Here is a 12136-nt window from a genome sequence, read left to right as displayed (position 1 = left end):
ACGGGAAAACCACTCCTGATAACCTACAGAGGATAAAATGAAGAAAATCATTCTCGCTCTCGCAACCTCGGCAGCCGTCCTCGGCTTTGCCGCTGCCGCCAGCGCCCAGGACAAGACGAAGATCTGCTTCATCTATGTCGGCTCCAAGACCGATGGCGGCTGGACCCAGGCGCACGATATCGGCCGCCAGGCGCTCCAGGACCATTTCGGCGACAAGATCGAAACGCCCTTCCTCGAAAACGTGCCGGAAGGCCCGGACGCCGAGCGTGCGATCGAGCGCATGGCCCGTTCCGGCTGCGCGCTGGTCTTCACCACCTCGTTCGGCTTCATGGACGCCACGGTCAAGGTCGCCGCAAAGTTCCCGGACGTGAAGTTCGAGCATGCGACCGGCTTCAAGTCGGCCGAAAACGTCGCCACCTACAATGCGCGCTTCTATGAAGGCCGCTACATCCAGGGCCTGATCGCCGCGAAGATCTCGGAAAAGGGCGTCGCCGGCTACATCGCCTCCTTCCCGATCCCGGAAGTGGTGATGGGCATCAATTCCTTCGTGCACGGCGCGCAGTCGATCAACCCGGACTTCAAGGTCAAGGTCATCTGGGCCAACACCTGGTTCGACCCGGGCAAGGAAGCCGACGCCGCCAAGGCGCTGATCGACCAGGGCGTCGACATCCTGACGCAGCACACGGACACGACCGCGCCGATGCAGGTCGCCTCCGAGCGCGGCATCAAGGCCTTCGGCCAGGCCTCCGACATGATCGCCGCCGGCCCGAACACCCAACTCACCGCCATCGTCGACACCTGGGGCGCCTACTACATCAAGCGCACCCAGGCGGTTCTTGACGGCACCTGGAAGTCGGAGCAGGTCTGGGACGGCCTCAAGGACGGCATCCTCACCATGGCGCCCTACACCAACATGCCCGACGACGTGAAGAAGCTGGCGGAAGAGGCGGAAGCCAAGATCCGCTCCGGCGAGCTGCACCCCTTCACCGGCCCGATCAAGAAGCAGGACGGTTCGGACTGGCTGGCGGACGGCGCCGTTTCCGACGACGGCACGCTGCTCGGCATGAACTTCTACATCGCCGGCGTCGACGACCAGCTGCCGAAGTAAGCCGGCAAGAGCAATTCCGGCAAAAGCGCGCAGCGGTTTTGCGTTCGCAATTGCGGCAAGACGAAAGGTGGGAGCGTTTTCGCTATTCGGAGAAAAACGGAGACCCTCCGGCCCATGACGGCACGAAAGGCGCCCCGCAAGGGGCGCCTTTTCGTTTGTGAAGACGTGATGACACGATCGGCCTTTGCGGAATCGGCGGCGCGCTCTATACCTGCCGGATGGCTTTGGACCAGAATGGGTGGTCCTTGGCGGAGGAGGGGACGTCGTTGCGCAGGGGTTTGCTTGAAACCGTCATCAGCGGGATGAACACGCGTACCAGCCACGCGCAGGTCGTCAACGAGCTGGGAAGGGCGATCATCGCGGGCGAGTATCCCGTCGGCGCCACCTTGCCGGGCGACGCCGAGCTTGCCGCCCGCTTCAAGGTCTCCCGCACGGTGCTGCGCGAGGCGATGAAGACGCTCGCCGCCAAGGGCCTTGTCGTGCCGCGCGCGCGCATCGGCACGCGCGTGACGCCGAACACCCAGTGGAACCTCTTCGACAGCGATATCCTCACCTGGTACTTCGCCGTCGGCGTCAACGAGGATTTCCTGCTGCACCTGTCCGAGGTGCGCCTTGCCTTCGAGCCGCAGGCGGCGGCGCTGGCGGCGCGTCATGCGACGGAGGCCGATATCAGCCAGATGATGCGCCTTGCCGTCGCCATGGGCGATCCGGAGCACACGGCGGAGACGCTGGCCATGGCCGATCTGAAGTTCCATCTCTCCGTGCTCGAGGCCTCCCGCAATCCCTTCCTGCGCACGCTGGGCAGCCTCATCGAGGCGGGCCTCGTGGGCGCCTTCAAGCTCTCGTCCCCGGCCGCCGACCGCGGCAAGATCGGCGATGTCTCGACGAGCCACATCCGCATCGTCGAGGAGATCGACAAGCGGGACGAGGACGGCGCGCGCCGGGCGATGGAGAATGTCATCAAGGTCGGGCGCGAGCGCGTCGTGCAGGCGCTGCGCGAGGGGAAATAGCGCCGTTCCAGCAGGGTGCTTCGTGAAGGCGTGCGCCCGTCAGATCGGCGATGGCGTGGCGAGGTTGAGCTCGCCTTGCGCGCCGTCCTCGTCCGGCGCCTTGCGCGCCTCCCCGGCGAGCAGCCGGTCGGCCATGGCCGCGGCGACCTCCTCCTTGGCGATGACGATGTGGTTGGCGCCGAACTGGCGAAGGTGCTCGGCCTCGGCCTCGGACGTCGCGCGCGCCACGATGCGGATCGCGCCATTGGCCGAGCGCGCCTGCTCGATCAGCGTGCCGGCCGCAAAGGCATCCGGTATGGCCGTCACGAACCAGCGCGCGCCGGTGATGTTTGCCTGCGCCAGCACGCCGCGCCCGCCCGCCGGTTCGCCGATCGCCTCGGCGCCGCTTTCCCGCAGGGCGGCGGCCACCCCGGCCCGCTCCTCGATGACCAGCACCGGCATGCCGGCGGCGCGCAGCCGCTCGACGATGCGTCTGCCGACCCGGCCGTAGCCGACGACGATCGCATGGTCGGTGAGTGTCGTCGGCTCCGGCCCGTCCTCGGCGGGATCCTCCGGCTGGGGCGCCGCATCGGGGCTGCCCTCCGGTTCCTGTGTTTCTGCGGCATCGAGCTTGGCGCCGTAGTGATCGACCGCCATGAAGAGCAGCGGATTGACCAGGATCGAGAACAGCGCGCCCGCCACGACGAGATCCTGCGCCACCGCCGGCAGGAGATCGAGGCCGACCCCGAGCACGACGAGGATGAAGGAGAATTCGCCGATCTGCGCGAGGCTTGCGGCAATGGCCAGCGCGATGGTGCGCGGATAGCCGAAGGCCTTGACGATGAGATAGGCGGCGGCCGACTTGATGAAGACGATGGTGACGAAGGTCGCGAGGATCGCCAGCGGCCGCTCGATCAGGTTGACCGGGTTGAACAGCATGCCGACGGAGACGAAGAAGAGCACCGCGAAGGCATCGCGCAGCGGCAGCGTCTCGCGCGCCGCCTGCTGGCTGAGCTGCGATTCGGCCAGCACCATGCCGGCAAAGAAGGCGCCGAGCGCGAAGGACACGCCGAACAGCTTGGCCGAGCCGTAGGCGACGCCGAGCGCGATGGCGAGCACGGACAGGCGGAACAGCTCGCGCGAGCCCGTATGCGCCACGTAATGAAGGATCATCGGAATGACCTTGCGGCCGACGACGAGCATCAGCGCGATGAAGGCCGAGACCTTCAGCGCCGTCACGCCCACCGCGGTCCAGACCGCGCCGATGCCGAGCGCCCGCGTCAAGTCCGGGTCGACATCGGCCGTCTGCGCCGTGCCGCCCAGCACGCCGGCGAGCGGCGGCAACAGCACGAGGGTGAGCACCATGACGAGATCCTCGACGATCAGCCAGCCGACCGCGATCCGGCCCCTTTCCGTCTCCACCATGCGGCGCTCCTGCAGGGCGCGCAGCAGCACCACGGTGCTGGCGACGGAGAGCGACAGGCCGAAGACGAAGCCGCTGCCGGCAGACCACCCCATGGCCAGCGCGACCAGCAGGCCGAACACGGTCGCAACGGCGATCTGGCCGATGGCGCCCGGTATGGCGATCGCCCGCACCGACAGGAGGTCCTTCAGCGAGAAATGCAGGCCCACGCCGAACATCAGCAGGATGACGCCGATTTCCGCCAGTTCGTTCGCCAGTTTCTGGTCGGCGACGAATCCGGGGGTGAAGGGGCCGATGAACACGCCGGCGAGGAGATAGCCGGCGATCGGCGGCAGACGGAAACGATGTGCGACCAGGCCCGCCAGGAAGGCGAGGGAGATACCGGCAACGAGGGTTGCGATCAGCGGCGTCGCATGGGGCAAGCGCGTCCATCCTTAATCCATGGGAATTCAAGAGGATAGGGTAGCCGGCCCCGTCGCGCAAGGCGGGAAAACTGTCAATCGTCGTTGCTGGCGTTCAGCTCTTCCGGCCGCTTGCCCTCGTCCGCCGCGCGGGTGGCAAGCTGGGCCGCCCCCATCGACTGGTAGAGGTTGAACAGGGCCTCGCTCGCGCGGGCGGCGAGGCGGAACCATTCGTCATTGCCGGCGATGGCGGGGTGATGGAGAAGCTGGTCGTCGACGAGGTCGAGCACGATGGACGCGGTATGCACCGCCTCATGGAAGCCGAAGGAGTCGGACGAATAGTGCGACAGAAGCTCCGCCGGCGTCATGGCGCGCTCCTGCGCCAGGATGTCGAGTTGCCTCAGCCGTTCGTCTTCCAGTTCGATATCGGTGCTTTCCAGCATTGTCGTCTCCATGGCCTGCGTCACCTCAGAAATACTCGATTCGCGTGTAGCGGTGGATGAGGAGGAGCGAGCGATCCGGCTGGATGCGGTAGGTCTCCACCACGGGGCGGCCATACCGGTCGATGAACGTGTGTTCGAACGTGCTGCCGATCGGCGCCTTGGTGAGTTTCGTGCGCGGCTGGCCGCCATAGGTGATGCTGCCGGGAATGGGTTCGACGGCCCGCGGCGTGCCGGTCGTGCAGGCGGCAAGGAAGAGCGCTGTGAAAGAGGCGAGGGCGATGCGGATCATGGAAGACTCCTCCCGTGCAATTCTAGCAGAAGGCCGGAACGGGGCAAAAGAAAAGGGCGGCCGAAGCCGCCCGTTTCCCGGATCAGCCTTGCGGCGTGAGGGTCACTGACGTGCCGGTGGCTGCAAGGTTCAGGCCGATCTGGCCGCTGACGCTGACCGTCTGCAGGTGGATCGAGCCGGAGGTGCCGCCGACGAGCACATTGGTGCCGACGCCGAAGCCGAGCGTCGCCTCCGCCGTCGCGCCCTGGTAGAGGCCGCCGAGCGAGCCCTGATGGTAGCCGGCCGTCGGTGCGAAGACCGCCCAGACGATGCGGCCCTGCGTGGTGAAGCCGACATCGACGCCCATCTTGCGGATGACGCCGCTATAGGCATCCTGCTCGCCGCGCGTGGAGGAGAAGACGCAATCGACGCTCTTGGCCGAGCCGAGCACATAGCCGACGCCGCCGCCGACATCGCAGGTCAGCATGCCGATCTTCACGCCATCGCGATCGCCGCGCTCGACATAGGCCGGCGCCTCCTCGCGGATAACCATGTCTGCCGCGCCAGCGGTCGTTGCAAAAGCCTGCGCAAGGCCCAGCGCAAGGACAGTTCCAAGCTTCTTGTTCATCTGTGCACTCCTTCTAACTGGCACGATAATGGCGAATCCGGTGCATTGGTTCCCGGCCGCAGGCCATCTCATGGAGAAGATCGTGGCGGAGTGTGGGCAGGTAACGGTTTGATAACACATTGCGCCGGCCGGCCCGCACGGTGCGCGCCGGGCGCGGCTTTTCGATCACAGGCAGGAGGGATGCAGGCGATCTATACGCGATTGATCGTCGGCAGGTGGGTGATCACCTCGTCGCGGCGCCTTTCGTCCAGCGGGGCGATATGTTCGTTCCAGAACGCTTCGGCTGCCGGCGTATCGTGTGTCCACTGACGCGTGCCGACGAGGTTGTCGTCGATCTTTGCGCGCCGGCCGCCGCCGAGGCGCAGATATTCGGCTGCCAGCCTTGCGGTGGGTGTCTGTTCCATGGCCAGTCTCCTCTGGTGTCGGAACGAAACCTCTCCCGCCGGGTATTGTTCCGGCAACAAAAAAGGCCGGGGCGAAAACGCACCGACCTTCCTCATCATCACCCTTTTCACCAGTGCCAGTACATCCGTGGTCAAAGGCATCAGGTGATGGCGGCAATTGCGAGCGGCAGAAGCTTTCCAGCGCTCATCAGCAATGCCGATGAGGGGTATATAGGCAGGCATTGTGTTCAAAACAAGGTGCCGTGACGAAGTCTTTTTCCGACCGCATGCTCGCACGTTGACGATGCGTCCAAAGCTGCTAAAAAGCCGGCATCGCCTGCAGGGGTGGCGAACCGGCTGAAAACCGGCTTTCGCAGCTTTTCCGACACCGGAAGGGCATCGCCGTTTCAGATGGAAGAGTGTCCGAGTGGTTTAAGGAACCGGTCTTGAAAACCGGCGTAGGTGAAAGCCTACCGTGGGTTCGAATCCCACCTCTTCCGCCAAGGCGCTTTGTTTTCATTGAGAATTTTTGATTTTCTATGCTGCCCTTCTCATGCGACCGTCGGTTATTTCCATCGCAGCGGCCACGGACACTAGCGCAAAGGCATAGGACAGACGATCGCGCGGCTACGTTTGTCGCCGCTGCCAGCAGATGAGAGAAGCCCCGGCAAAACCGGGGCTTCCTTCGCTTTCAGGGAAGCTTGACCGAAGGCTCTCTTGCCCAGACGCGCAGCGCGCCGAGACCTTTCAGGAAGCCGGCGACGGCATCGGCACCATCGATCTCGACAGTTCCTTCATCCGGCAAGTCGGCAGCGCCGGCCATTTCAAGGAGCGGAAAGGCGGCCTTGGTGTAGCCGATGAACTTGCAATGGGCGAAGGCGTCCGCAACGAAATCGCGTGCTGCCGCCTCCTTGAGGAGATCGCCTGCGCCTTCCTCCGATGCCAGCACGACCACCGCGTCGTAGAGCACGGAGGGACCGCCATCGATCATTTGCTGAGCGGCCAGCGGCTTGCCATCGGACAATGTAACGCCGCCGACCTTCGGGGCGATCACTTCGATCACCGCCTTCTCTTTCTCGATGCCCGCCTTGAGAGCCTGGAAAAGCGTGCTGTCCGCGCCATCGGTGACGAGCACGCCGAGCTTGCGACCCTCGAAGCGCTGAGGTCCGCGCTGGATGATGCTGAGGGCGGGAGAGGGCTCCAGGTCCTGGCGCGTCTCGACCGCCGCCGCGGCCGGCTTCGGCAGGGCGTCGATGCCGAGGGCGACCGCGACCTTGTTCGCCAGCGTCTCGTCGATGTTCAGGAGATGGGAGACCACGCGCTCGCGGATAACAGGCGTTTCGACCTTGCTCAGCTCGAAGGTCAGCGCCATGGCGATGTGCCGCTGTTCGGGCGGCGTCTGGCTGATGTAGAACTGGCGCGCCTGACTGTAGTGATCGGCAAAGCTCTCCGGCCGCAGGCGCACTTTCTCACCGCTCTCCTGCGCGTTGAAATGCCGGTATCCGGCGCGGGGAGATTCGCGCGGCCCTTCGCCAAAGGAGTTCGGCTGATAATTCACCCGGCCGACAGGATTGCGCATCGCCATGTGCCCGTCCTGCTGGAAATGCGCGAAGGGACACTTCGGCGCATTGATCGGCAGATGGGTGAAATTCGTGCTGCCGAGCCGCTTCAGCTGCGTGTCGAGATAGGAGAAGTTGCGGCCCTGGAGCAGCGGATCGTTGCTGAAGTCGATGCCGGGCGGCACGTTCTGCGTCATGAAGGCGACCTGCTCGGTTTCGGCGAAGAAGTTGTCGGGCATGCGGTCGAGAACGAGACGGCCGACGGGTTTCGGCGGAAGGACCTCTTCCGGAATGAGCTTGGTCGGGTCGAGCACGTCGAAATCGAAGCTGTCGGCGAAATCCTGATCGAAAAGCTGGACCTGCAATTCCCATTCCGGGAAGTTGCCGGACTGGATGGCCTGCCAGAGATCGCGCCGATGGAAGTCGGGGTCAGCGCCGTTGATCTTCACCGCCTCGTTCCAGGCGACGGACTGGAGGCCGAGCTTCGGCTTCCAGTGGAACTTCACGAAGGTCGACTCGTCCTTGGCGTTGACGAAGCGGAACGTGTGCACGCCGAACCCTTCCATGAAACGGAAGGAGCGGGGAATGGCCCGGTCCGACATGACCCACATGATCATGTGCATGCTTTCGGGCGTCAGGCTGATGAAGTCCCAGAAATTGTCATGCGCGGACTGGGCCTGCGGAAAGCCGCGGTCGGGCTCGGGTTTCACGGCATGGATGATGTCGGGGAACTTGATCGCATCCTGAATGAAGAAAACCGGGATGTTGTTGCCGACGAGGTCCCAGTTACCCTCCTTCGTATAGATCTTCACGGCAAAACCGCGCACGTCACGGGCAAGGTCGAATGATCCCTTGCTGCCGGCGACGGTGGAGAAGCGCACGAAGGCGGGCGTCTTCTCGCCGGCGCGCTGGAAGAGGTCGGCACGTGTATAGGCCGCGAGGGACTCATAGGTCTCGAAATAGCCGTGGGCGCCGTAGCCGCGGGCATGCACGACCCGCTCGGGAATGCGCTCGTGGTCGAAATGGAAGATCTTTTCGCGAAAGTGGAAGTCTTCGATGAGGGCGGGGCCGCGTGCGCCGACCCGAAGCGTGTTCTGGTCGTCCGCGACGGGGGCGCCCTGCGCCGTCGTCAGGACGGGATGACCGTCTTCGGCAATCTGATGCAGTTCGCCACCGTTGCCGCGCCGGAGCTTTTGATCATGCACGGAAGCCTCTTCCATCTTCGTGATGGGGCTCGCTTTCTTGGCCATGGAAATCTCCTGGGAAGTGTTGCAGTCCCCTAACCTGAAATATCCCGCCTTGTTCCGGGGCAGCGGCATGGAACATCCGATCGTAGCGGAAGTTGTTGTTTCCACGCGCTCGACGCGTTCACGACATGAAGGAGATTTCAAATGGGTCGCGGTATTCTTCTCTGGCTCCTGGGCATTCCCCTGCCGATCGTCATCCTGCTCGTCCTGTTCATGCGATAGGGGGCGGCGATGGCCAATTACACGACGGGCGTTTCCGACGTCGGCATCGAATCCAATGTTCCTGCACTGGCATGAGGCCCGGTCATCGGCGGCGCGACAGCGGCATGCGCGATGAGCCTCATTCTCCTTCTTCTCGGTTCCGGCGTCGGGCTCACCATGGTTTCGCCGTGGTCGGGAGAGAGCGCCTCGTTCACGACGGTCAGCGTGACGGCCGCCATCTGGTTCGTCGTCGTGCAGTGGCTGTCCTCGGCGCTGGGCGGCTATCTCACCGGACGGCTTCGCACGAAATGGGCAGGCATCCATACCGACGAAGTGTTCTTCCGGGATACCGCGCATGGGCTCCTGAGTTGGGCGCTGGCGACCGTCGTCGTCGCCGGGCTTGCCGGCTCGGCCTTCACTTCGCTGGTCGGAAGCGGTGTGCAGGCGGCATCGTCGGTTGCAACGACCGCGGCCGTCGGCGCCACGGCGACGGCAGCTGGAAGCAATGATACTCCCGATCTTGCGACAGGGTATTTCACGGACCTGCTTCTTCGTCCCCAGGATGCGGCGGCCAGAGCGCAGTCGGACGATGCGGCGGCGACCGCCGAGGTGTCGCGCATCCTGATGCAGGGTGCGGCAAACGGTGAAATTCCGGAAGCTGATCGCGCCTATGTCGCGACCATCGTCGCTGCCCGCGCCGGGATTCCCCAGGAAGAGGCCCGTGTGCGTGTCGACCAGGTGCTGCAGCAGGTTGAGGACGCGAAGAACGCAGCCCTTCAGGCCGCTGATGAGGCACGAAAGTCAGCCGCCACGGTGGCGTTGCTCGGTGCCCTGTCCTTGCTGGTCGGCGCCTTCGTCGCTTCCGCTGCTGCCGCCCTTGGCGGACGGCAACGCGACGACGAAGAGGCGGCTCTGATCGTGCGGGCTTAGGCCCGGCCGGTAACCAAGGGCTTCTGCAACCTTTCTCAAGGAACAACAGGCGCTGCATGGCGCCTGTTGTTCTGTCGTCCGAAGCTTGCCCGCGGGCATGTCTCGGTTCCCAATGGGGCATCGTTCTTGAAGGAACGTCGTCAGCGGTCTCCAGCGCCGCCGCTTGCGACCGATGGATCGCTCTGGGACGGGGTGCCGCCGATATGCCGCATCTCGGTTTGCAACTCGAACCGAATGCCGAGGGGATCGTGCGAAAGCACTGCCTTGCCGCCGAAATCGTGCGGCAATACCATTTGGATAATCCTTGAGCCGAACCCCCTGCGGGCTGGCGAGCGCACCGCCGGACCACCCTCTTCAACCCAGCGGAACACAAACGTCTCACCAGTCTCGGGCCGGCCGGCGGTCCATTCGACGCGAACTTTTCCCGCTTCGTTTGAAAGGGCGCCATACTTCACGGCATTCGTCGCCAGTTCGTGCAGCGCCAGGCTGAGGCTCAGCGCCTGCCTGGACGACAGCATGATCGGCGGACCACCGATGTGAAATCGTTCGTTGGTGGTCTCGAATGGCGCCATCGCCTGAAAGACGACATCGACCACACTGGCCTCCGTGGCGCCGGCGCGCGTCAGCAACGACTGTGCCTGTGCCATCGCCTGAATGCGCTCCAGCAGGCTCGATCGCGCCTCCGCATCGTTATCGTCGCCTCGCAATGTCTGGCTGACGATCGCCGCGACCACCGCAAGCGTGTTTTTTATGCGGTGTTCGAGTTCTGCGTTGAGCAGGTTCGCCTGCCGTCGGGCGTCGACCGTGGCCGTTGTCTCGATCACCGTGTCGATCATTCCCCGGACCACGCCGGTCTCGTCGCGGATCGGGCTGTAGCAAAAGGTAAAATGGGCTTTCTCGGGATAGCCATGCCGGTTGATCACGAGCGGGAAGTCCTCGATGAACGTCGCCTCGCCAGCGAACGCCCGCTCCGCGACCGGTCCGATCTCGTCCCAAGCCTCATGCCACACCTCGCTGAACGGCCTGCCGAGCGCGGGCGGTTTCTCGCCAAGGATGGGAAGGAACGCGTCGTTATGGATGGTGATGAGGTCCGGCCCCCAGACGATGCATTTGGGAAACTTCGAATTCACCATCATGCCGACGGCGATCTTGAGAGAGGAAGGCCAGCGTTCGAGGCCGCCAAGGACGGTGGAAGACCAGTCGTATGCCCGGATGGCGTCGGCCATCCTTCCCCCGCCATCGAGGAAATGCGCGGACTCACGCAATTTGACGCCCCTTTGCGGTTTTCACGGAGATCGATGCCAATCCGTGCTCCAGCCCTCGTTTCCGATGGTAACGAACATTCGATAACATGGTGTTTCCCAAGGCCTTTGCAACTTTGATCCTCCAATTGCAATGAACACGCAAGTGGTCAGCCGGTTGCGAACCGGCTGGCGCGGCGTCTTTCGCAAAACCGGCTGAACTCCTTTCGCTTCCATGCATTGTTGCTGCGTGGCGACAAGGAGAGGGAGAGGCATGGAGGGATTTTCTGCGACTTCGGATCCGAAGGGCCGGCGCGCGGACTCGCCGGGCGAGATTCCGGCGCTCGGCCTGCGGGATGTGGCGTGGCGCCTCTATGACAGCCTGACCACCGATCGCATCCTGCTCATCGCGGCGGGCGTCACCTTCTATCTTCTCCTGTCGATCTTTCCCGCCATCAGCGTGTTCGTGTCGCTCTACGGGCTCGTCGCCGATCCATCCTCGGTCGTCGACCGTCTCGCCTTCTTCGGTTCGGCGATGCCGGAACAGGCATTCGAGCTGATCCTCGGCCAGCTGCGCAGCCTCACATCCGCGCCGCAAGCGAGCCTTTCCGTCACACTGCTCGGCAGCCTGGCTATTGCGCTCTGGTCGGCCAATGCCGGCATGAAGGCGCTGTTCGAGGCGATGAACGTCGCCTATGGCGAGACCGAAAAGCGTGGTTTCATCCGGCTGAATCTGACCTCTCTTTCGTTCACCTTCGCCAGTCTGGTGCTGGTCGTGCTGATCATCACCCTGGCGGGGATCGTTCCGGCAATGCTGGATTATCTCTGGCTCGGCCGCTGGACGGAGCTGATCATCCGCCTGGCGCGTTGGCCGCTGCTGCTGGCGCTGATCGCGGTGGCGATCATGTCGCTCTACCGGCTCGGACCAAGCCGGGAGCCGGCGAAGCTGCGCTGGCTCAGTTGGGGCGCGGTCTTCTCCACCGGTGCGTGGCTTGCTGCGGCGCTGGCGATCACTTTCTATCTCGGTCACATCGCGGACTACAACGCGACCTACGGCGCGCTCGGCGCGTCGATCGGCTTCATGGTGTGGGTCTGGGTCTCCGTCATCATCGTCATCCTCGGCGCGGAACTGAACGCCGAGCTCGAACATCAGACGGCGCGCGACAGCACGACGGGACCACCGGAAGAGATGGGCCGCAGGGGAGCGTACATGGCCGACACGATCGGTGCGGACGCGTGACGTCCGCACCCGCGCATGGGCGATCGGTCGTGCTGCCACTGGCGCGGATGCGTGAAGGAAAGGTTTTGCCTGGAG

General features: G+C 64.2%; 11 protein-coding genes and 1 tRNA gene. 5 read left to right on the top strand and 7 right to left on the bottom strand.

All coding sequences use genetic code 11. The annotated features are described in order from the left end of the window. Positions 1-37: 37 nt before the first annotated feature. Both AABQ55_RS14905 and AABQ55_RS14900 read left to right on the top strand, forming a co-directional pair. Positions 38-1108 carry a BMP family ABC transporter substrate-binding protein gene (locus tag AABQ55_RS14905; RefSeq protein WP_244765362.1) on the top strand — a complete coding sequence of 357 codons (1071 nt, stop codon included), beginning with the start codon at positions 38-40 and terminating at the stop codon, positions 1106-1108. 302 nt (positions 1109-1410) lie between these two features. Continuing rightward, positions 1411-2118 (top strand): FadR/GntR family transcriptional regulator, encoded by a 708-nt coding sequence (locus tag AABQ55_RS14900; RefSeq protein WP_348538647.1) that lies wholly within the window; start codon positions 1411-1413, stop codon positions 2116-2118. A 39-nt stretch (positions 2119-2157) separates the two neighbouring features. Here AABQ55_RS14900 and ybaL read toward each other — a convergent pair whose 3' ends face one another. The 5 genes from ybaL to AABQ55_RS14875 all read right to left on the bottom strand — a co-directional run bounded on the left by ybaL (position 2158) and on the right by AABQ55_RS14875 (position 5664). Then, on the bottom strand, positions 2158-3942 hold the full coding sequence (gene ybaL / locus AABQ55_RS14895) for a YbaL family putative K(+) efflux transporter (RefSeq protein ID WP_272805553.1): 1785 nt from the start codon (positions 3940-3942) through the stop codon (positions 2158-2160). Between the two features lie 74 nt (positions 3943-4016). Then, entirely contained in the window at positions 4017-4364 is a 348-nt protein-coding gene (locus AABQ55_RS14890) for a hypothetical protein (RefSeq protein ID WP_272805552.1), read from the bottom strand. A 25-nt stretch (positions 4365-4389) separates the two neighbouring features. Continuing rightward, complete coding sequence (locus tag AABQ55_RS14885) at positions 4390-4653, bottom strand: hypothetical protein (RefSeq protein WP_272805551.1); 264 nt, start codon at positions 4651-4653, stop codon at positions 4390-4392. 82 nt (positions 4654-4735) lie between these two features. Continuing rightward, positions 4736-5260, bottom strand: coding sequence for a DUF992 domain-containing protein (locus tag AABQ55_RS14880; protein WP_244765367.1), 525 nt, complete (start codon positions 5258-5260; stop codon positions 4736-4738). A gap of 191 nt (positions 5261-5451) precedes the next feature. Then, positions 5452-5664: a hypothetical protein gene (locus tag AABQ55_RS14875; protein ID WP_272805550.1), complete on the bottom strand. Its 213-nt coding sequence runs from the start codon at positions 5662-5664 to the stop codon at positions 5452-5454. Positions 5665-6056: 392 nt separating this feature from the next. Between AABQ55_RS14875 and AABQ55_RS14870 the strand changes: the two genes are divergently transcribed. Further along, positions 6057-6146: transfer RNA gene (locus tag AABQ55_RS14870), tRNA-Ser, on the top strand. A gap of 188 nt (positions 6147-6334) precedes the next feature. Here AABQ55_RS14870 and katE read toward each other — a convergent pair. Further along, the gene (katE, locus tag AABQ55_RS14865; protein ID WP_272805549.1) at positions 6335-8452 is read right to left on the bottom strand and encodes a catalase; all 2118 of its coding nucleotides are present in this window, start codon (positions 8450-8452) and stop codon (positions 6335-6337) included. A gap of 330 nt (positions 8453-8782) precedes the next feature. Here katE and AABQ55_RS14860 point away from each other — a divergent pair, with 330 nt between their 5' ends. After that, a complete protein-coding gene (locus tag AABQ55_RS14860; RefSeq protein ID WP_272805548.1) occupies positions 8783-9580 on the top strand; it encodes a hypothetical protein in 798 nt (265 codons plus the stop codon). A 140-nt stretch (positions 9581-9720) separates the two neighbouring features. Here AABQ55_RS14860 and AABQ55_RS14855 read toward each other — a convergent pair whose 3' ends face one another. Beyond that, positions 9721-10806, bottom strand: a complete 1086-nt coding sequence (locus AABQ55_RS14855) for a sensor histidine kinase (protein ID WP_272805547.1) — start codon at positions 10804-10806, stop codon at positions 9721-9723. A gap of 289 nt (positions 10807-11095) precedes the next feature. On the opposite strand from AABQ55_RS14855, the gene AABQ55_RS14850 reads away from it, so the two are divergent. Continuing rightward, positions 11096-12061: a YihY/virulence factor BrkB family protein gene (locus AABQ55_RS14850; RefSeq protein WP_272805546.1), complete on the top strand. Its 966-nt coding sequence runs from the start codon at positions 11096-11098 to the stop codon at positions 12059-12061. Positions 12062-12136: the final 75 nt, after the last annotated feature.

The organism is Shinella sp. WSD5-1, assembly GCF_963942435.1.
In the GTDB taxonomy this organism is placed as follows: Bacteria; Pseudomonadota; Alphaproteobacteria; order Rhizobiales; family Rhizobiaceae; genus Shinella; species Shinella yambaruensis.
The sequence above is the reverse complement of the archived record's forward strand: the minus strand, read 5'-3'. Positions and strand labels throughout refer to the sequence as shown.

Coding starts and splice junctions, on each gene's coding strand:
- AABQ55_RS14905 (WP_244765362.1), top strand. CDS start 38: ATGAAGAAAATCATTCTCGCTCTCGCAACCTCGGCAGCCGTCCTCGGC.
- AABQ55_RS14900 (WP_348538647.1), top strand. CDS start 1,411: ATGAACACGCGTACCAGCCACGCGCAGGTCGTCAACGAGCTGGGAAGG.
- AABQ55_RS14890 (WP_272805552.1), bottom strand. CDS start 4,364: ATGCTGGAAAGCACCGATATCGAACTGGAAGACGAACGGCTGAGGCAA.
- AABQ55_RS14885 (WP_272805551.1), bottom strand. CDS start 4,653: ATGATCCGCATCGCCCTCGCCTCTTTCACAGCGCTCTTCCTTGCCGCC.
- AABQ55_RS14880 (WP_244765367.1), bottom strand. CDS start 5,260: ATGAACAAGAAGCTTGGAACTGTCCTTGCGCTGGGCCTTGCGCAGGCT.
- AABQ55_RS14875 (WP_272805550.1), bottom strand. CDS start 5,664: ATGGAACAGACACCCACCGCAAGGCTGGCAGCCGAATATCTGCGCCTC.
- katE (WP_272805549.1), bottom strand. CDS start 8,452: ATGGCCAAGAAAGCGAGCCCCATCACGAAGATGGAAGAGGCTTCCGTG.
- AABQ55_RS14860 (WP_272805548.1), top strand. CDS start 8,783: ATGAGCCTCATTCTCCTTCTTCTCGGTTCCGGCGTCGGGCTCACCATG.
- AABQ55_RS14855 (WP_272805547.1), bottom strand. CDS start 10,806: ATGGCCGACGCCATCCGGGCATACGACTGGTCTTCCACCGTCCTTGGC.
- AABQ55_RS14850 (WP_272805546.1), top strand. CDS start 11,096: ATGGAGGGATTTTCTGCGACTTCGGATCCGAAGGGCCGGCGCGCGGAC.